Origin of the sequence: Salinisphaera sp. S4-8 (assembly GCF_040361235.1) — a bacterium.
Lineage (GTDB): Bacteria > Pseudomonadota > Gammaproteobacteria > Nevskiales > Salinisphaeraceae > Salinisphaera.
Map to the genome: position 1 here is coordinate 172,415 of NZ_APNF01000004.1, position 19,851 is coordinate 192,265.

The window sequence follows — 19,851 nt, forward strand, 5'->3', positions numbered from 1 at the left end:
TGGTCGTCGGGTCGTTTCAAACGAACGGCGACCACACATGCGGCAGAAAGCGATAGCCCGCACCGTCGGCCACCACATGGCCGATGCCGGGAAAATCGATATGGTGGCCGGCGATCAGTTCGCCGCTCGCCGCGACTTCCGCGAACAGCGCCTGACGTGAACGCACTGCCAGTTGCGGATCGGTATCGAACATCACCTGCGCATCCGGGCGTGGAAACTGGATCTGCGGCAAATGCACGATATCCGCCGCGATCAACAGGCTCTCGCCGTTGGATTCGATGCGATAACCGCTGTGGTCGGGCGTATGGCCGGGCAGCGGATAGCGCGTGATGCCGGGCCGGATGGCGTCGCTTTCGATGGCGCGCAGGTTCGCCGCGCAGGCATCAAACACCCGCTGTGCATTGGCGAAATGGCTACGCAGCATCTCGCCGGCATCCTCCGGCACCGCGCCGCGCCAGAAATCCAGCTCGCCGGCCGGCACGAGCACCTCGGCCTGCGGAAAGGCCGGATTGTCGTCGCTATCGATCAGCCCGCCGAGGTGGTCGGGATGCGCGTGGGTCAGAATCACGCGGTCGATATCCGCACACGTCAGCCCCATTTCGTCGAGCCCCGCGCCCAGCCGCGCGCCTTCATCGCCCACCAGACCACCCAGCCCGGTATCGATCAGAATCCGCTCGTCGCCCGTATCCACCATATAACAGTTCAGCGTAATCTTCGGCGGCGTCGGCCGCCGGCTCGCCGCATGCAAATCCTGCACGGTCGCCGCGTCCAGATTCGAGATCAGCCCGAAACCGCCTTGCAGATAGGCATCCTGAATCGTCGTGACGACGAAATCGCCCACGCGCAGTTGGTGGATATTGGTCGATTGGGTTTGGGGTTGTTCGTGCGGCATGTCGCTTCGCTATGGGCTGGCCAATACGAACGGACTTGGTGACGAGTAGGAGGCTTTAAAGCTTGGTCGGCTGAATCAGCCGTCTTCCCACGGGTTGATTAGCGCAACGCCGAGCGAACGAAAGTCCTTCGTATTGCGGGGGGCGAGCGTCGCATCGAGCAGGGGTGGCCCGCAGCCGCGCTGGCGGTAACACGTTAGTGTCGAGAACTATTATTAGTCGAAGTCGGCGGCGCGCGGTATTTCATCGCGTGAGGTCAGGTCGAGGTCGGCCCCACCCAGGTCGCTGAAGCGTGCCCGAACCCGGCTGCCCAGACCGCCTTTCTTCGCACTCGCAAGCGAGCGACGCAGGATCACACGGACTTCTTCCTCCATTGAATGACCGTGTTCGGCCGCCGCCAGCCGCAGCGCCTGTTCAAGGTCGTCGTCCAGGTCGCGAATCGTGATTGAAGCCATACGCTCGCGGTTGCAGCGAAATCATGCCTATCACAATAGCGGCTTGGTCTTGGTTAAACCTGTTTACTTAGCATTTCGCTAAATAAACGAAAGGCCCGTTTGCTTTATTAACGCGCGGCGACGTAAAGGATAAGGTGCACGGCCGGGCGTCGCGTATAGCGGTGAGGAAACGCTAAATTCAGCTTGAGACTCAGTTATTTACAGGCGAGCTTCTGTGCTGCGCGCCCGCAGGCAGAAACTACTGGCGCTCACCTCGAACATTCTTGAAAATCTCAGCAGCCAAATGCTCGTGCGCCGCCGAGCGAAACGATTGATCGCCCATCACACGCGAAAAGATTTCTTCGTTTCCTTCCATGCGTTCGATGAACAGTTCATCCATGACGCGTTCAAGGTAGGACTTGAAGTTAGGCCATGTATTGGCCTTTGCCGCCTCGCTGATCTTTTCGTCCTGCTCGGCAGAGACACGTATCTGGTCGAAGAAATACTGATCCGCCTCGGTAAAGTTGGTGCCGAACCGCTCGTTTAGCTTTTCGACGAGGGTCGACAACCGTACTTCTTGATCCTTGATGCCAGCGGTGCCGACTTCGGATGGACCTTTGAGCGGGTAGGGCTCGCCCTCGCCAAGCTCGATCGAGCCATCGGTCAGCTGTTGGATGCGGTAGTAACGCAAGGCCACATCGTCTTCGAGCGTAAATGACCGGCCGTCGTCGGGCAGCGGTAGTTTTGTAAGCAGGTTTCGGACGAACGTATAGAGCTTTTCCAGCTCACTATCCTGGTAGGGAATGATCTGCGACAGGAAAGAGTAGAGGTTACGAAACGCGGTCAGCTGACCGCGAAAGCGGGACTGTTCTTCGTCGCTTAGGTCGCTGAAGCGCGCCACTACACGATCGAGAATGCTCGACATCTGCTGGTGTTCGCGCCCGCTATGTTCGCGTTTGCGTAAGTACCAGATCGCGGCGAAGGCCCCGACGTCGTCGGGAGAGAATACGGCCCATTGCAGTAGCTCGTGGTGCAGTTCATTGAGCCGCTGCGGGTCGGCATTCTCTTCAACCGGTGTAGTTTCGTAATAGGGCTTGAATGCTTGGTAGATGTCCGCCTCGTCGTTGACGAAATCGAGCACGAACGTGCGCGCCTTGCCCGGTGCCATGCGGTTGAGACGCGAGAGCGTTTGTACGGCTTGAACCCCGGCCAGCCGTTTGATCACATACATGGTTTGCAGCAGGGGCTGGTCAAAGCCGGTCTGATATTTATCGGCGACAAGCAGCACCCGGTAATCGTCGCGCTCGAACGCTTCGGGCAGTTCGCGTTCCGGCAGCCCATCATTCATCGCCACTTCGGTATACGAAGCGTCCGAATCCGGATCATCGACGGTGCCGGAGAAAGCAACTAGCGAGCGGATCCCTATGTAGCCGTGGTCTTTCACATATTTATCGAACGCCTTCTTGTATTTCACGGCCGCGAGGCGCGATCCCGTTACGACCATCGCGCGGGCCCGGCCGCCGATTTCGTGCATTACGTTCAGCCGGAAATGCTCAACGATGACCGACACCACCTGGTCGATATTCACCGGGTGCAATTCCATGTAGCGCGAAAGCGCTTTTGCTGCTTTCTTGCGCGGGACTTCCGGGTCTGCCTCGGCCTGTTTTACGAGGCCATAGAAACGTTTATAGGTCGTGTAGTTCGCCAGCACGTCCATGATGAAGCGCTCTTCGATTGCCTGGCGCATCGAGTATTCATGGAAGGGCGACGTGCCGTTTGGCCCGGGCTCGTCGAACAGTGCCTTGGTCTTGAACTTGGGCGTCGCCGTGAAGGCAAAGAAGCTAAGGTTGGGCTGCCGCTGGCGACGCGCCGCATCGCGCAGCAGATTGGCTTTCGCGTCATCCGATAGCTCGTCATCTTCCGCGTCGGATAGTTGCGCCGCGATGGTCGATTCGATGCCGTCCTTATTAAGCATGCCGCGCAGCGCGCCAGCCGTTTCCCCGCTTTGGGAGGAGTGTGCTTCATCCACGATCACGGCAAAGCGTTTGTTCGCCGTATCGATCCGAAGGCCTTCGCCTTTCTCGTCCAGTTTTTCGAGCGCCTGGGCGATGAAGGGGAATTTCTGAATCGTGGTAATGACGATCGGCGTGCCTTGTGACAATGCCCGTGCAAGTTGCTGCGTGTCTTCGTCGATCTTTTCGACCACGCCCGTCTTGTGCTCGAACTGATAGATCGTGTCCTGGAGCTGGGTGTCGAGTACGCGACGATCGGTGACCACAACCACCGAATGAAACACCTTGGCATCGGTCACGTCATGCAGGCTGGCCAACCGATGGGCGAGCCAGGCTATAGAGTTTGACTTACCCGAGCCGGCTGAATGCTGCACCAGATAGTTGTGGCCCGAGCCATTGGCCTGGGCGTGGCCGACGAGTTGGCGTACCGCATCAAGCTGGTGGTAACGCGGAAAGATCATCGTTTCCTTGCGTGCCGTGCGTATGCCCCGGCCTGCCGGTGTCTTGCGCTCGGTTACCTCCAGATGAATGAAGCGCTGGAGGATATCCATCAGGCTATCTGCCTGGAGCACCTCATCCCATAGGTAATGCGTTTTCCAGTTGTCCGCGACTGGCGGATTTCCGGCGCCGTGGTTCATGCCGCGATTGAACGGCAGAAAGAATGTGTCGTCGCCTTTCAACCGGGTCGTCATCCACACTTCGTCCGGGTCCACGGCAAAATGCACGAGTGCGCGCTGCTTGAAACTAAACAATAGATCGCGCGGGTCGCGATCCCGTTCGTATTGCTTTATCGCGTCAGCCGCATGTTGCCCGGTTTGCGGGTTCTTCAGCTCGGCGGTGACGACCGGCAGGCCGTTCACGGCTAGCACAACGTCGATAATGCAGCGACGAGGCTTACCGTCCGGCCGTTTTAGCACGGAAGCAAAAGCGACCTGGCGCGTAATCGTCAACCGGTTCTGCTGATAGCGCGCGGCCGCCTCCGGATTCATGCCCGAGTTCGGCTGGAAATACGCCACGCGCAGCAGCTTGCCGTAGCACTTGAAGCCATGTCGCAGAACATGCAGCGTGCCTTTGAGCGCGAGTTCCTTGGTCAGGCTGTCCAGGACCGTCGCCTCTGTCTTGTCGGCGAGCAGTGCTTCGAGCTGTGCCCAACGTTTGGGTTGCGAAGTCTGAATAAACCCGATGGCATCGGTGGGGAACAGCGCCATCGTTTCGTCGTAGGCGCTCGGGTCGCGCTTTTCATAGCCACCGCGGCCGATCAATCCGGCCTCGATCGCGGTTTCGAAATCATGTTCGGTATGTGCCGGCATCGCCGTCCCCTATCGATCGGCTTGATTCTGGCGCGTCTGCACCTTATATTTTTGTTAGCGACTAGAGGGCCGTTCCCAAAAGCGGCCTAACCCACGCGGTCTAGTCGTTCCGAGCATCAAGGCCAGTGCTGGATATGCATATCCGCACTGGCCTTTATCTTTTCCCATATCTCCCAGACCCTGGCATCGTGCCATTTTTCGGGCGCCTCGGCCTGTTGTAGATAACGCCCCGCCATATACACCACCACATCGGCCAGTTGCAGAAACCGGCTATGGTGCGATTGTGTGAAGTACACCGTATCCACGAGTCGCCCCAGCGGGCGGCCGTAGTGCATCGGCGTCTTGCCCGAGGTTTTGTACTCGGAGAAGTCGACCACTGAGCGAGCGACTTCGTCCTGCTCGTAGTCGCCGAAAGCAATACCCAGATCGTCAACCGAATCCAGATAGTCGCAGGCGCGTTCCAGAAACAGCATCAGCCCGAGCCGATATTCTGGCTCCGGATAGGTGTATTTGCTGCGATGACGATTTACGTCGATATGGATCAACTGGATCGGGATCGCGTTATCCACGAGGAATGTGGCCAGATAATCGAATAGCTGCACGCGTTCCGCCAGCTTGCGGCCCTTGAACGGGCCTTTGCCGTGGAACATCTCCTTGCCATGGAACTCGTTCTGGGTTGTCGGATGGCTGCTGCCAAAGAAATTCGACTGAATCTTGGTCAGCGTCTCATCGAGTTCCAGCACCTTCGCTTCGGGCACCAGCACGCCGCCAATCGTGAAAAACGGATTGGCTTCGCTGTATTTGTTTTCGTCAAAGTAAATTAGATGCATCGAATGATTCGGAGTTTCCTGTTACCGCGGTCGTCACGAGCGCGGTTCGATACTCCTGCAGGTTCTTAATAGATTTACCTATCGTTTCGGTAACCGTTTGATGGGTTTGCAATTTGCTATCTAGATATTTGGTTATCTCCAGCTGCTCGCCAATCGGCGGCAATAGACACTTTAGGTCTACGATCTTGCCTGCTTTAATACCCACGGCTGTTGAACCAGTGGCGCGACTAAGTAGATCTCGCTGAAATGGGCAAGAAAGCATCCAGTAGGCTAAATAGCTATTAGAAAGCTCACCTGAAGATGTAGCGAACTTAATTACGCGTTGAGCGAGCGCGATGTCATCGTGATCGACGCACGCTACTTCGCCCAAAGGAGCTTCGGTTGTTAACAAGACTTCGGTTAGTTTGGGCTTTCCTCGCCGCATCGCGTGTTCGTAGTCTTCATCTGAAATGAACTCCTGGGAAATATCGTAGTCTATTTCGCCATTCTTAATGTTTTTGGCCGTTACGAGGAACTTTCCTGACGAAGATTTGGGCGGCGTAGCTCCTCTGTAATCGACTCTCGTCGTACATTTTGTTAGGCCTTTTAATCTCCAATGCGCTGGTATCGAACCTAACCAATCAATGCCAGATGGCTTGAAGGAAGCGTCGGGGTCTAGCCCTTTAGTAACAGACTGCGTAATCAGCGCTTGGCGTCTTTCGGCCAGCCGATCAAGAAGCACGCGCTTCTTTTCGATCAGCGCGTCGATGCGAGACGTTTTTTCGTCGAGGAACTGCGTGATCCGCCGCTGGTCTTGGACAGGCGGAAGAACGGGCGACCAGTTCTTCAAAAATGCTTCAGGCACGCGCTTTTGTCCGCCGGCGCCGAGCATTTCGGATTCGCCGCGCGAGCGGAACTCGTGCGACATGGTGAGGTAAAACAGAAACTTGGCGTCGAGCGCCGGGCCAGGCCGTAATACGTGCAGTTCCGTTGTACCGAAAGCGATGCCGTTGGTCAGGCCGTTTGCAAGTGCGCCTTTGCCATTCTCGAAACATGGAGTGATCTTCGCTACGCAGACATCACCATCGGCAAAATAGGTATATCCGTCGTAAACATCCGCAAGCGGTCTAATTTCGTCAAGGCGCAAGCCGCCCAGTATGCCGACCGCATCCATCGAGACGAAGGACACTTCGGTTTCGGGTGGCAGGTCTAGCTGTGACTTGACAGGGTTGGCCCGCATGTCAAAGCGAAGCCGTCTTTGGGTTGGGATGTCAGAAGGTGGCGCTTCGTCGTTCATGTCACCAAGCCATCGAGCAGACTCGAGATCTCGTCTTCCAGTTTCGTGATGTCGGCTTCGATTTCATCGAGCGGCCGCGGCGGCTTGTACACATAGAAATGCCGGTTGATCGGAATCTCGTAACCAACTTTCGTTTTTCCGTAATCCACCCAGGCGTCCGGTACGTGCGGCAAGACTTCGCGCGCCATGTAGGCGTCGATATCGCCCTTAAAGGCCTCGACTAGTTCGTCATTCGGCTTGTCCGGCCCGAAGCCCATCGGCAGCGGTAGCGTCGTGTCACGCGGCAGCGGAATGTTTTCGGTATCCCGGAGTTCGCTATCCGGCTCCGGACGCCCCTTGCCGTCGTGGCAGATTTCGGCGTCCGGATCGCGTTCGCCGAGCGCGCTGAAGATCGCTTTCTTGATCGGGGCGGCTAGTTTCACGTCGGCTTTTTGCGCTGCCTGTTTCAAGTCGTGCTCGAATACCGCGCGATCCATATATCGACCGTCTGCTTCGAGGCCAGTAAGGAGGGCGCGAATATCGGCCTGCAACGCTTCACCGGCGGCGATCTCCTGGGCTGCGGCGGCTTTATCCTTGCGTTTCTTGGATTGCGCCAGGTTGGCGAAGGCGGTCTGTTCGTCGAGCCGGGCGATGCGCTCGGGTGTGGCCTCGAAGTTCATTCGCAAAGGCCGTTCGACGGTGACCTTCAGAAAGCCGAATTCGTGGTTCTTGAATATCCGCGAGACGACGCGGTTTTCGGTTTCGCCGCCGATTATGACGTCGGCCGTTTCGCCGTCCTGATAGCGCCCATAGATGCGCGTAAGGTCGTCGATCTGGTCGTCGCCGATTTCGTGGCGCTTGTTGTTCAGGCTTTTCTTCATGCGCTGGAAAAAACGCGTGCCGTCGATGAGCTGTACCTCGCCACGGCGTTCTTCCGGCTTGCGGTTCGAGACCAGCCAAATATAGGTATAGATGCCGGTGTTGTAGAACAGCTGATCGGGCAGTGCGACGATCGCATCCAGCCAGTCGTTTTCGATGATCCAGCGGCGGATGTTGGACGGACCCGAGCCGGCATCGCCGGAGAACAACGGCGAGCCGTTGAATACGACCGCGATGCGCGAGCCTTCGCCGCCGTCCTTGGGCGCCGCGTGCATCTTCGAAATCATGTGCTGAAGAAACAGCAGCGAGCCGTCGTTAATCGGCGGCAGGCCCGCACCAAAGCGGCCGTTGAAGCCATGCGTCTTGTGCTCGCGTTCGACGCCGCTTTTCTGGTCTTTCCATTCCACGCCGAACGGCGGGTTGGCGAGCATGTAGTGGAATTGTTCGCCTTCAAAGCCGTCTTTGGTCTTGCCGTCGCCGAGCGTATCGCCGAGGACGATATTGCTTGTTTCCTCATCCTTGATGAGCATGTCGGCACAGCAGATCGCCCAGGATTCCGGGTTGTACTCCTGGCCGAAGAGCGCGAGGTTCGCGTCCTCGTTCTGGGCGTAGATGAATTTCTCGGATTCCGAGAGCATGCCGCCCGTACCGCAGGCAGGATCGTAGATGGTGCGATAGATGCCCGGCGTGTAGACGTCCTGCTCGCCGGTATACACGAGATTCGCCATGAGGCGGATAACTTCGCGCGGCGTAAAATGGTCGCCGGCTTCTTCGTTGGCCTGCTCGTTGAAGCGCATCACCAAGTGCTCGAACAGATAGCCCATTTGCAGGCTGTCGATGCGCTCTGGGTGCAGGTCGAGGGCCGCCATCTCTTTCACGATGGTGAACAGGCGATTGCTGTTGTCGAGCTTTTCGATCTGCTCGGTAAAACCGAACCGTTCGAAAATGTCGCGCGCGATCGGGGAGAAGCCGTTGATATAGGCGACCAGGTTCGACGCGATATTGTCCGGATCGCCGAGGAGCTTTTCGAAGGTATACGGGCTGATGTTGTAAAGCGCTTGTTTGCGCTTGGGGTCCGCCGCGCGCCCGAGCAGTTTAACCAGCGTATCGTGATCGTGATTCTGGCCCTTGAGTCGTTCGTGGGCGGCCAGTACGTGCGCTTTGCGCTCTTCTACAACGCAGTCGAGCCGTCGCAGCACCACCATCGGCAACATGACCAGCCGGTACTGCGGCGGCCGGTACGGGCCGCGTAGACGGTTCGCGATCTCCCAGATCGCGCTCTTGAGTTGATCGTGCGCCTGAATATTCAACCGCGGTGCCCTCGTATTGGGACGCAAATAACCGACCGCGCGTCTGCTACGCGGTTGGTCGCTAAAGAATGGTCGGCTAGTCTAGTAATCTGACGCATCGAGCGCGAGGCGCCAAACGTCTGAGGTCAGGATTATTTCGTGCGATCTGCGAATGAAGCCGCTCTGACGATCGATGTGTCGACTATTTGAGCGGTCTCAAAGCGCTGGCGGATGATGCGCTGTTCGCTGGCTTGAACAAAGCGTGGAGAGTGGAAAGGCTGTTCATGAATTCGACATGGCGAAAGATGAGCGGGTGTTGGAGGCTGGTGAAACACGAAATGGTTCGTCTGCGCGATGGCTTCGTGTCTCTGCTCGCTGAGCCCGTCGAAAAGATGTCGCCGTTCGACGTGCCCGGTGTGAAAACGAAAGCCTCTACGTCCGATATCCTGTCCGCGGTCAGCGATTCGCGCGCGCGTTGATAGGGGTTCGCGCTAGGCTGGGCATCGCCTCGTGCATCGATACCAGGACGCCATGACACAGTCGCGACCAACCTCAATCCGTATCTTTCTGGCCGACGGCACGCCGGACGGCCTGCGCGTGGTGGAAAAATCCAACTGGACCGGCTGGGCCGTCGTGGTGAGCCGCTCGGAGATCGGTCATGCGCTTGCGCGTGATGAGCTGCGACGGCCGGGTGTTTATGTACTCACCGGTCCAGCAGAGGACGGCACGCCACGTTTGTATGTGGGCGAGGCCGATGTGCTGGGCGAGCGGCTCAAGCAGCATGTGGCCGGCAAGGAGTTCTGGACCCGCGTGGTGGCGTTCACCAGCACCAACGAGGGTTTGAACAAGGCGCATGTGCGTTATCTGGAATCCCGTTTGATCGAGTTGGCCAAGCGTGCCAATCAATGGGCGGTGGAAAATGGCACGACGCCGGGCGTGCCGCCGCTCTCCGAAGCCGATCGCGCCGATGCGGAATGGTTTCTGGACGAAATGCTGGTGATCTTTCCGGTGCTGGGTATCGATGCGTTCGAGTCTGCCGCGGGGCAGGCACGGGCCGAACCAACGCCCAGTCAGCCTGAGCCGGTGGCGCTTTACTTGAACGAACGCGGCGCCCAGGCACGTGGTCGCGAAGTGGCCGATGGGTTCGTCGTAATGGAAGGTTCGACTGCGCGTATCGACGAAACCGGCTCGATCCACGAGCACATGCGGGATTTGCGTCAGCAATCGCAGGATCGCGGTGTGCTGGTGCGTGACGGCCAGGGGCTTCGATTCACCCAGGATTTTCGCTTCAATTCGCCGTCGCTGGCGGCCGGGGTGCTGGTCGGGGGCAGTGCGAATGGCCGGATCTGCTGGAAGGATGAGCGCGGGCGCACGCTGAAGGCGTTGCAAGAGGCGCGCGCAGAGGCCTCGATATGAATAGCTGGCCGCGCGTGTCGAACTCCCGGCGATAAGCGCGCTCAGGGCTGCGTTGAGTACGCAGCAGCGCTCACCAACCGCCAGCGGGATCTATCGCAAGGTTCAGTTCGTCTGCCGTTCGCGCGAGGCGTTTGTCTCTCGTCCATAAGCGACCATCGCCCATGAGTGCCGCCGCCGCGAGCAGGTGTACGTCCACGAAGCCGATGCCCCGGCCCATTAGCGCGTGCCGCTCAATGAAGTCGCGCGCTTCGGTGTGCGTGGCGACTGGTGCCGAGGGTAGTGCATCGAGCAGCGCGAATATTTCGCGGCGTGCCTTGAAGTGCCCGCAGGCCAGTTCGCCGAGCACCATCGGGTGGCTACAGACTTCGTTGCTGTTCAGACGCGAGGCCAGGGCCGCGTCGCCATGTCGGAAATGATCGATCCAGATTGAAGTATCGACAAGAATCACGCGGGTTCAGAGCGGCGGCGTGGCGGGTTATTCAATTGCGGTTCGCTGCCGCCGAGACGTGCCAAGCGCTGCGCACTTTCCCGTTGGATCAACGCCGAGAGCGCTTCGCGTACGAGTGCGGTGCGCTCTGAAAGGCCGGTCAGGCGTTGCGCCTCGGCGAGTAATGCATCATCGAGATTGATCGTCGTACGCATGAGCGACATCCATTCGGCAGATGGCTCAATCGTACATCATGCGGTGACGATTCGGATGCCGTGCCGCTCGGGCTCAGGCCGGTTTCGCTGACACTGGAATAATCGTCAAAGACCGCACCCCCTGCGCCCCGCGCACAAGCACGCCTTCGATATCCGCGGTGGCCGAGGGGCCGGTATGGAAGACGGTGTAGTTTGCGTTGACGAAATCGTCGCGTTGGTAGGCGCGGTGCAGGTTGGTGACGATTTCGGCCGGGTCGATCAAAACGACTAGATGCTGGGCGAGGTAGGCGATCGCGTTCACCGTGAGTTCGTCTTCGGTGAAGCACACGCTGCCGGTTTCGGCCACGCCGAAGCGTGCGCGCAGCACGGCGATGTCCACGTCGTGGACGCTGGCGGGGTCGTCGTTTTCGTTGATCGTCCGGTTGCCGGCGACTTCAGCCACGTTGGATACGATCACCGCGTCGGCGAACGGTTTGCCGAGCTTTTCGGCCAGCGCCTGCTGCATCGCGTCGTCAATGCCCTGGCCGTCGCTGAGCGCATGCCAGGTGCCGCCCATCGTGGTGAGGCGTTCGGCGAACAGGTCGGCGAGGCCGGCGCGTTCCTGCGGGTAGTTGTCGTCGTAGTTCGGCACCGTGGGCGCGGGGGCGTCGAGGCCGGGTTTGGCGCTGCGAACGGCGCCGAGGATGTCGTCGCGGCTGCTCATGGGTTAAAGCTCCGGGTCGTCGTCGTCAGGCCGTCGGGTGGCGATGAGTATCAGCGAGGCCGGCAGATAGTGGTTGTCGTCGAGCGGTTCCTCAACGGCGGCCAGATGCCAGTCGCCGCTGTTGACGAGTTCCAGCCAACGCCCGAGGGTTCGGAAATACCAGGGCGCGTCGTCCTGGAAGCCGCTGCCCAGACAGGCCCCGCTGGCACTGCGCCAGCCGTCGATATAGGGCCGGTCGCCGCAGGCGGTGAGCGGGTGTAGCGTCTGGATGACCAGCAGCCCGCCGGGTACCACCGCACGTGCTGCGCCGTCCAGGGCATCGTCCACGCTGTCTTCGCCGAGCAGGGAGAAATTGCAGACGGCCATATCGAAGGGTTCGTCGAACTCGGCGTCGGCCAGGTCTTCGTAGGCACAGACCTTGAGTTCGACGTTGGGGTTGACGCCCTTCTCGCGTGCGGCTTCGATGAGCTCGGGCACGGCATCGATGCCGGTGCAGGCGATGTCTTCGGCGGCCAGTGCGCGCAGCAGCCAGCCTTCGCCGCAGCCGATATCGAGCACGCGCTCGGGCTCGCAGGCGAGCACGGTATCCACGATGGCGCGGTCGGTGGTGCGGCGGCTGGCGATGCCGTGCTGATGAATGGCATGCACCCAGGCGGCGGCGTTGTCGTGCCACGCTTCCAGAATGGCGTTTTCGGCGGGCAATCTCTGGGTGTCGTGGGCCATGGCGTTAGTTCTCCGGGGTGCTGCGGCTTGCGCCATCCCGGTTGAGACGATGGCGCTTGTACCAGTCGTGGAAGGTGCCGTTGTCGGGCGGGCTGGGCATTTCGCGGCCCTCACCCCAGGCGTTCATGCGGTTGTAGATCGCCCAGCGCGGCAAATGCTTTAGCGCGGAGTTGGTGGTCTTGATGGCGGCCCGATAGCCCTTCGGGCTGGCCAGTACCTTGCCGGCCGCGGCGAGCCCGGTTTTCTTGGTCCACGGCAGGTGGCCGTTCTCGGCCAGCACCTGGCGCCAGCCAAAGATCTGTTCGTGGATATTGATCTTGACCGGGCACACATTCGTGCAGCTGCCGTTGAGCGTGGAGGCAAACGGCAGGTTGGAATAGCGGTGGGCGTCGAAGGTGGGGTTGAGGATCAGCCCCAGCGGGCCGGCATAGGTCGCGCCGTAGCTCAGCCCGCCGGAGCGCCGGTACACCGGGCAGGTGTTCATGCAGGCGCCGCAGCGAATGCACTTGAGCGACGACCAGAACTTCTCCATGCCCAACCGCTTGGAGCGGCCGTTGTCGACCAGCACAACATGCATCTCGCCGCCCTGCTTGGGGCCGCGGAAATGCGAGGTGTACTGGGTGATGGGCGAGCCCAGGGCCGAGCGCGACAGCAGGCGGATGAATACGCCCATGTCTTCCACGCGCGGCACGAGTTTTTCGATGCCGATAGAGGCCACATGCAGGTTGGGCACGTTGGCCGACAGATCGGCGTTGCCTTCGTTGGTACAGACCACGAAGCCGCCGGTTTCGGCCACGGCGAAGTTCGCGCCGGTCATGCCGGCATCGGCGTCCAGAATCAGCGGGCGGGTGGCATCGCGCTGGGCGCCGGCCAGATAGTGGGCATCGTCGTTCTCGGGATCGGAACCGAGCTTGTCGGCGAACAGGCGCGCCACGTCCGAACGCATCTTGTGTACGGGCGGCACCACGATATGGCTCGGGTCTTCGCCGTCGAGCTGCTGGATACGCTCGCCCAGATCGGTTTCCACGATCTCGATGCCCACGCCGTCCATGTAATGTCGAAAGCCGCACTCTTCCATGAGCATGGACTTCGCCTTGATCACGCTCTTCACGCCGTGATCGGTGAAGATCTCGTGGATGATGCGGTTGTGCTCGGCGCCGTCTTTCGCCCAGTGCACGTGCACGCCGTTGGCCTTGGCGTTGGCTTCGAACTGCTCGAGATAGGTGTCGAGGTTGGTGAGCGTATGCGTTTTGATGTCGCTGGCCAGCTGGCGCAGCTCTTCCCACTCTTCGATGGTGTGCGCCTGCTTGTCGCGCTTGCTGCGCATGGCCCATACGCGGGTGTCGTGCGATTTGGCGTGTTCCGGCGCGTTCAGAAACTGCTTGGCCGAGCGCGCATGGTCCACACGCTTGCCGTCGGCGGCCTTCGCCGGGCGTGGCTGGGGTTCGGGTGTGGCGCGTGCCATGGTGGCCGCGGGATTGGGTTCGTTGCCGCTCATTGGCTTGCCCCGTTGAGAATTTCGGCGATGTGCTTGAAGCGGATCGGCGCGCCGATGCGGGCGGCACAGCCGGACTGGTGCATCAGACAGGACGAATCGGCGGAGACGATATATTCCGCGCCGTTACGCCCGTGATCGGCGATCTTGTCCTGGCCCATCCGGGTAGAGACTTCCGGCTCGGTCACCGAAAAGGTGCCGCCAAAGCCGCAGCATTCGTCCGGCCGGTCGATGGAGACCAGCTCGATGCCGGCGACCTTTTGCAGCAGCGCCCGCGGCTTGGAGAAATATTCGCCGTGCAGTTCGCTGGGCTTGCCGTGGCCGAGGTTGCGCAGCGTGTTGCAGGAGTCGTGATAGCCCACGCGATGCTCGAAACGCGCCCAGGGAAAGGCCTCCACCTTGAGCACGTCGTGCAGGAATTCCACCAGTTCGAGCGTGTTTTCGCGCACGTGTTTTACCTCGGGCGTCTGTTCGATGGCGGTGAGGTTGTCGCGGATCTGGTGCACGCAGGAGCCGGAGGGCGCGACGATCAGGTCGTATTTCGCGAAGTTCTTCACGAACAGCGCTTCGGTGGCCCGTGCTTCGTCGTGGCAGCCGGAGTTGACCATCGGCTGGCCGCAACAGGTCTGGTCGAACGGGTAATCGACATCGCAATCGAAGCGTTCCAGCAGTTCCAGCGTGGCCACACCCACGCCGGGATAGAAGGCATCGATGAAACAGGGGACGAACAGTCCGATTCGCATGCACTCTCCGAAAGGTCGTGAGCGGGTAAGTCCCGAGGCTGGCGGTACTGACCTCAGTTTAACGTGACCACCGCCGTCCTGCCGGGCGTGGTCGCTGGCGTATACATATGGCAGCACGGATGATACCCAAACCGCGCCGCACAAGCCGGCAACCGCGGTTCGTCTTCGGTTGCCGAGGCTTTAAAAAACGGGCTTGTTACGACTTCGGCGCCGGCCCCTGAATGACGTGTACCAGCGCGTCGGGGCGTATCCAGCGTTTGAAGGCGGCCTGCACGGCTTTCGCATCCAGCGACTGATAGGCCTGGGCGGCGCGATAGGGTTCGTCCAGCGGCACGCCCTGTTCGATACGCGAGAGCAGGCCCATGCCGATGGCATCCGCGCCGGCTTCGCCCAGCGGCACCTGGCGGATAAGCCCGGCGCGCGCGCGGTGCAGTTCGGTGGCGGAGATCGGCGCCTTGGCCATATCGGCCAGCGCATCGGCAATCAGCCGATTGGCTTCGGCGACCTTGTCCGGCTGGCTGCCGTATTCGAACGCCAGCTGGCTGCGTGTGCGGTCGGCGTGCAGGCCGGAATGAATGTAGTACACCAGGCCCCGCTCGGCCCGCAGTTCGCGATAGAGCCGGCTGGCATAAAAGCCGCCGGTAAGTACCTGGTTGCCCAGCTCGAGGGCGTGATAGGCCGTATCGCTGGGATGCAGATCGAGCGTTTCGGCCAGCTGTACCGTGTCCTGCACACGCGCGCTGTCGGGCACGTGGATGGTCGCGGCCTTATTCGCGGGCACCGGCGGCAAATCCACATTCGGTGTGTCGCCCTTGGCCTGCCAGGCGCCGAACCGTTGTTCGACGGCCTTGCGAACCTGGGCCGGGTCCACATCGCCGACCACCACCAGCGTGGTCAGATCGGGCCGAAAGGTCTTTTGGTAGTAATCGGTGACATCGCCATACGAAAGGCTGTTCACCGATTGCGGCGTGGCATGGCGCAGGCTCGGGTCCTTTTTCGGATAGAGCGCGCCCTTGAGCGCCTGGCCGGCAGCGAAATCCGGGCTGGCGATCTGGCCTGCCACCGCGCCGGCGGTCTGAGCCTGGACGACCTTGAACGCATCCTTGGGCAGGGCCGGGGCGAGTTCGTTTTCGGCCAGCAGTTCCAGGCCACGGTCGAAATGCTGCGGCAGTACGGTCAGCGAGAAATTGGTGCCGGCGCTGGCCTGGGCGCCGATATCATCCAGCGCGGCTTCATAGGCCAGGCGATCGTGTTTGTCCGTGCCGTAATCGAGCAGACTGGACAGCACCGCATCCACGCCTTCCTTGCCGGCCGGCGTCTGCAGGGCGGGTTCGTTACGAATCCGGCCGTAGACATGCACGGCATGGGTGGCCGCGGTCGGTACCACGATCAGGCGCATGCCGTTGGCCAGCGTGCTTTGTTGCGGCGCGACGCGGGGCGTCGGCGCTTCGATCGTGGCCAGGGGTTTGGCGGCCCAGTCGGGCAGTTTCACGTCGGCCGCATGGCTGGGCGCGAAGGATTCGCCGCCGCCGAAACCGCCGCCGGACGAGGGCGCGCCCGAGCCTTCGGGGGTGAGTATGGTCAGCACGCTCTGGTCGGGGGGAAGCATCTGCCGGGCGATACGGTTGACCGCCTTGGCATCCACGCCGCGAATCGCGGCCAGTTCGGCATCCGGCGAGGCCAGGCCCTGGATCGCCACGGCCTGCGACCATTGCTGTGCCAGACCGGGAATGGAGTCGCGCGCGGCCGCGTTTTCGGTGGCCAGCCCACGCTTGGCGGCTTCGACCTGTTCGGCGCTTACCCCGTTCCTGGCGATATCGGCAAGAATCTTTTGCATCTGCTTGGCCAGCGCATCGCTGTCGGCGCCCTTGGGGAAGGCCGCAGCGGCATAGCCAATACCGGCGTCGCGCAGACCATCCAGGGCGAACTGGGTGCCCAGGCTCTTGCCGGTGGGCACCAGCTGGCTATACAGCGCGCCGCGCGGATTGTTGAGAATCGCGGCGAGCACGCGCGCGGCGGCGTAGTCCTGCGGCTGGTTCGTGCCCGGCGTGCGAAATGCCAGATAGGCCAGACCATAGCCGGCATCGGTGGCCATCCGGATGGGCTTGGCGTCGACCGGGGATAAATCCACGGGCGCGGTGTCGGGTACGTCGTGCGACGGAATATCGCCGAACAGCCGGCGTACGGTGGCCAGTGTTTGCTTGGCGTCGATATCGCCGGTGATGATCAGCGTGGCATTGGACGGCGTATACCAGCGCTCGTGAAAGGCCTTGAGCATGGCGCCGGTGGTCTTGTCGAACGAGGCCTTGGTGCCGAGTGCGTCGTGGGCGTAGGGCGTGCCCGCGAACAGTTGCTGGCGCAGGCGGGTATAGGCGACATAGTCCGGGCTGGACAGATCGCGGGCGACTTCCTGTTCGATCGCCCCGCGCTCTTTTTCCCAGGCGCTTTGTTCGTCGGCCACCGAGCGCATGCGATCGGCGTGCAGGTGCAGTGCTACGTCGAGATACTGCGCGGGTACGGTGAAGTAGTAGCGGGTGACTTCATCCTGGGTATCGGCATTGAATTGGCCGCCCATGGCCGCGGCGATCGCCGAAATCTGTGCGGCCGACAGATCGTCCGTGCCGCGAAACATCATGTGTTCCTGTGCATGGGCCATGCCCGGAAAGTCGTCTGGCGCGTCGCGCGAGCCCACGTCGTAATTCATCATCGTGGTGACTGTCGGCGCGAGCCGATCGGGCACCACGATCACCTGCAGGCCGTTGTCGAGCGTAGCCCGGCGTACGGCATTGTCCTGCGCGGCGGGCGCGGCCATTGCGGGCGCGACGACCGCAAAAAGACACAGGAGCAGCAGTTGGCGTACATGCGGCATGGGACCCTCGTTCTTTATGCTGGCAGTTGGTTGCAGGCTACAGACAACCGTTTGCCGCGAGAGTGCCGCTCGTGCGTCGGAAACCCGCTGGGTAGCCGCGGGTTTTCAGGCTACTTTTTCGGGCCGAGGATGTCTTCGCGCAGCGCGCCCTGGGGTACGCCCTGCTTGATCCCGATCTTGCCGTCGCTATTGCGATAGACCAGCCCGGGCGTGCCCTGGATGCCCAGTGACGACATCAGCATGTTGTTCGCCGCGACCTGCTGGCGCAGCTCGCCCGGCATGTCGTCCAACGGCTCGATACCGCCGCGGCTGTAGTTGTCTTCGTGGCGCGCCAGGGCGGCGCTGGGATCATCCGCGCCCAGAATCGCGGCGGCCTTGCCGGTGCTGCTGGGCTTGAGAATGCCCACCGGGATATGGCGCAACTGCACCGTGCCGGCTTCTACCCACGGCCGGGCGATTTCGTAGAACTTGTGGCAGTAGGGGCAGTTTGGGTCGGTGAACACGTAGATCACGCGCTTGGCGTCGTCGTCGCCGTCGGCCACCCAGTTGGCATCTTCGAGGGCCGGCCAGGCGCTCTGGATATCGGGCTGGGTAATGGTGGCGTCGAGGATGTCCTGGCTGAGGTTGTGGCCCTCGGCATCCAGCATCGGGCCGATGATCACGTGGTTGCCATCGGGGGTGAGATAGAGCGTGAGCGGGCGATTACCGGCACGGGCGGCATAGCCGGTCATGCCGCCGGGGGCGTCGAAGGCTTCGACGATGGTCACGCCCTTGTCCTGGATATTGCGAATCGGGGCCGGCCATTGCTGGGCAGCCGCGGCAAGCGCCAAAGGCAATGTGGCCAGCAACAGGCCGACGGCGACTACAGGGCGGGCAAGGCGTCGCATGAAAGCTCCTCAACGAATGGGTGGCCAGCTGGCCGCGCGGTCAGTCTAGCTGATCGGTTGCGGGGACGGGGCGAACAGCGACCCGTCAAGTTTGCTGCGATGCAACAAACAGGGCTAGCATCGGTCTCATACGCACGCGTGCGGCCACCGCACGCGGCACGAGGTTTGGGGCCTGTCGTCACGGGCAATGCAATGGCTTATCTCGCGACGACAGGCCCTCACAAGGCAGGTTATGAAACGACTTCACGAAATGCGCAACGATGGGGGCAGCCTGCTATCCGGGCTGTTCGATCGCCAGTTCACCACGGTGATCACCACCCAGATGGTGCCTACCATCTATACGCTCGGCCAGCTTTTGTCGGGGCTGGCGACCGTGTACGTGATCTTCTGGGCTTTTCAACAGTCCTGGGTCAGCGGGCTGGTATGGCTGTGTCTGCTGGGCCCGGCGATGTTCGTGGCGCTGGTGGTGAGTATTCGCGTGCTGCTGGAGTTCGTGCTCACCGTGTTCCGGATTGCCTTCTTTCTGGAAGCGCTTGGCGGGCAGATCGAAAGCATTGCCGGCCAGGCCGAAGATATTCACCAGGATTTGCCGCGCATACGCTTCTGGCGCAAGGCCACGCGCAGTAAATAGGCTGGCAGAACCCGGCGCCACGGGCAGGTACGTGCCCGCGACACCGGGGCCGCTCATGGGCTGCGCAGGCGCGCGCTCAGACGCCGCCGTCCACGTCCAGGAACGCGCCGGTGGTGAACTGGGCTTCGGCGAGATAGAGAATCGCCTCGGCGATATCCTCCGGCTGGCCGACCCGGCCGAGCGGGATCGATGATTTCGCCTGCTCGGGCTTGTCCGGCAGGCCGCCGCTGGCATGAATTTCGGTATCCACCACGCCGGGGCGTACCGCGTTCACGCGAATTTGCTCGGCCGCGACTTCCTTGGCCAGCCCTTCGGTGAGCGTATCGATAGCGCCCTTGGACGCGCCGTAGTCGATATACGTGCCGGCACCGCCGCCACCGGCGGCATGGCTGGCCGCCGACGACACATTGACGATCGCACCACCGGGACCGCCGTAGGACGTGCCCATGCGCCGGATCGCCTCGCGGGCACAAAGAAACGGGCCGACCACGTTCACCGACATCATCCGCGCCACGCGCTCGGCCGACATATCGGCCACCTTCGACGGCTGGTCGACGATACCGGCGTTGTTCACGAGCGCGGTGATCCGGCCCAGTTCGTCGTCGACAGTGGCGAACAGGCGCACCACGTCCTGTTCGTTGGCCACGTCGGCCTGAACGGCGATCGCCTTGCCGCCGTCTTTCTCGATCGCCTTGACGATTGCATCCGCGGCGTCCTGGTTGCTGTGATAGTTCACCGCCACGGCATAGCCGTATTTCGCGGCCATCAGACAGGTGGCCGCACCGATGCCTCGGCTGCCGCCGGTGACGAGCATGACTTTATCCATGATTTTCACGCTGAAAG

The 19,851-nt window shown here is 61.3% G+C and carries 18 protein-coding genes; 3 read left to right on the forward strand and 15 right to left on the reverse strand.

The features are described from left to right. Positions 1-16 precede the first annotated feature (16 nt). The 6 genes from S4A8_RS07670 to S4A8_RS07695 all read right to left on the reverse strand — a co-directional run bounded on the left by S4A8_RS07670 (position 17) and on the right by S4A8_RS07695 (position 8,920). The gene (locus S4A8_RS07670; protein WP_353219702.1) at positions 17-892 is read right to left on the reverse strand and encodes an MBL fold metallo-hydrolase; all 876 of its coding nucleotides are present in this window, start codon (positions 890-892) and stop codon (positions 17-19) included. A gap of 213 nt (positions 893-1,105) precedes the next feature. Beyond that, complete coding sequence (locus tag S4A8_RS07675; RefSeq protein ID WP_353175616.1) at positions 1,106-1,345, reverse strand: FitA-like ribbon-helix-helix domain-containing protein; 240 nt, start codon at positions 1,343-1,345, stop codon at positions 1,106-1,108. Between the two features lie 238 nt (positions 1,346-1,583). Beyond that, positions 1,584-4,646 (reverse strand): type I restriction endonuclease subunit R, encoded by a 3,063-nt coding sequence (locus S4A8_RS07680; protein WP_353219703.1) that lies wholly within the window; start codon positions 4,644-4,646, stop codon positions 1,584-1,586. Between the two features lie 116 nt (positions 4,647-4,762). After that, complete coding sequence (locus S4A8_RS07685; RefSeq protein ID WP_353175612.1) at positions 4,763-5,476, reverse strand: DUF3800 domain-containing protein; 714 nt, start codon at positions 5,474-5,476, stop codon at positions 4,763-4,765. After that, positions 5,457-6,752, reverse strand: coding sequence for a restriction endonuclease subunit S (locus S4A8_RS07690; protein WP_353219704.1), 1,296 nt, complete (start codon positions 6,750-6,752; stop codon positions 5,457-5,459). The genes S4A8_RS07685 and S4A8_RS07690 overlap by 20 nt, the downstream gene beginning before the upstream one ends. Further along, a complete protein-coding gene (locus S4A8_RS07695) occupies positions 6,749-8,920 on the reverse strand; it encodes a type I restriction-modification system subunit M (RefSeq protein WP_353175609.1) in 2,172 nt (723 codons plus the stop codon). The genes S4A8_RS07690 and S4A8_RS07695 overlap by 4 nt, the downstream gene beginning before the upstream one ends. Before the next feature lie 185 nt (positions 8,921-9,105). On the opposite strand from S4A8_RS07695, the gene S4A8_RS07700 reads away from it, so the two are divergent. After that, positions 9,106-9,378 (forward strand): hypothetical protein, encoded by a 273-nt coding sequence (locus S4A8_RS07700; RefSeq protein ID WP_353175607.1) that lies wholly within the window; start codon positions 9,106-9,108, stop codon positions 9,376-9,378. 52 nt (positions 9,379-9,430) lie between these two features. Then, positions 9,431-10,315, forward strand: a complete 885-nt coding sequence (locus S4A8_RS07705; RefSeq protein WP_353219705.1) for a GIY-YIG nuclease family protein — start codon at positions 9,431-9,433, stop codon at positions 10,313-10,315. 70 nt (positions 10,316-10,385) lie between these two features. Here the strand turns inward: S4A8_RS07705 and S4A8_RS07710 are convergent, their stop codons facing one another. The 8 genes from S4A8_RS07710 to dsbG form a co-directional block, all read right to left on the reverse strand. Next, complete coding sequence (locus S4A8_RS07710; protein WP_353219706.1) at positions 10,386-10,763, reverse strand: type II toxin-antitoxin system VapC family toxin; 378 nt, start codon at positions 10,761-10,763, stop codon at positions 10,386-10,388. After that, the gene (locus S4A8_RS07715; protein ID WP_353175603.1) at positions 10,760-10,957 is read right to left on the reverse strand and encodes a type II toxin-antitoxin system VapB family antitoxin; all 198 of its coding nucleotides are present in this window, start codon (positions 10,955-10,957) and stop codon (positions 10,760-10,762) included. Before S4A8_RS07715 ends, S4A8_RS07710 begins: the two co-directional genes overlap by 4 nt. 73 nt (positions 10,958-11,030) lie before the next feature. Further along, on the reverse strand, positions 11,031-11,660 hold the full coding sequence (locus S4A8_RS07720; protein ID WP_353219707.1) for a LutC/YkgG family protein: 630 nt from the start codon (positions 11,658-11,660) through the stop codon (positions 11,031-11,033). Between the two features lie 3 nt (positions 11,661-11,663). Further along, complete coding sequence (locus S4A8_RS07725) at positions 11,664-12,383, reverse strand: class I SAM-dependent methyltransferase (RefSeq protein ID WP_353219708.1); 720 nt, start codon at positions 12,381-12,383, stop codon at positions 11,664-11,666. Positions 12,384-12,387: 4 nt separating this feature from the next. Next, positions 12,388-13,881 (reverse strand): lactate utilization protein B, encoded by a 1,494-nt coding sequence (locus tag S4A8_RS07730; protein WP_353219709.1) that lies wholly within the window; start codon positions 13,879-13,881, stop codon positions 12,388-12,390. Further along, on the reverse strand, positions 13,878-14,621 hold the full coding sequence (locus tag S4A8_RS07735) for a (Fe-S)-binding protein (protein ID WP_353219710.1): 744 nt from the start codon (positions 14,619-14,621) through the stop codon (positions 13,878-13,880). The genes S4A8_RS07730 and S4A8_RS07735 overlap by 4 nt, the downstream gene beginning before the upstream one ends. A gap of 196 nt (positions 14,622-14,817) precedes the next feature. After that, positions 14,818-17,490, reverse strand: a complete 2,673-nt coding sequence (locus S4A8_RS07740) for a M16 family metallopeptidase (protein ID WP_353219711.1) — start codon at positions 17,488-17,490, stop codon at positions 14,818-14,820. Between the two features lie 110 nt (positions 17,491-17,600). Then, positions 17,601-18,377, reverse strand: a complete 777-nt coding sequence (dsbG, locus tag S4A8_RS07745; protein WP_353219712.1) for a thiol:disulfide interchange protein DsbG — start codon at positions 18,375-18,377, stop codon at positions 17,601-17,603. Between the two features lie 232 nt (positions 18,378-18,609). On the opposite strand from dsbG, the gene S4A8_RS07750 reads away from it, so the two are divergent. After that, entirely contained in the window at positions 18,610-19,008 is a 399-nt protein-coding gene (locus S4A8_RS07750; protein WP_353175591.1) for a DUF4282 domain-containing protein, read from the forward strand. A gap of 76 nt (positions 19,009-19,084) precedes the next feature. Here the strand turns inward: S4A8_RS07750 and S4A8_RS07755 are convergent, their stop codons facing one another. After that, positions 19,085-19,834, reverse strand: coding sequence for an SDR family oxidoreductase (locus S4A8_RS07755; RefSeq protein ID WP_353219713.1), 750 nt, complete (start codon positions 19,832-19,834; stop codon positions 19,085-19,087). Positions 19,835-19,851 lie beyond the last annotated feature (17 nt).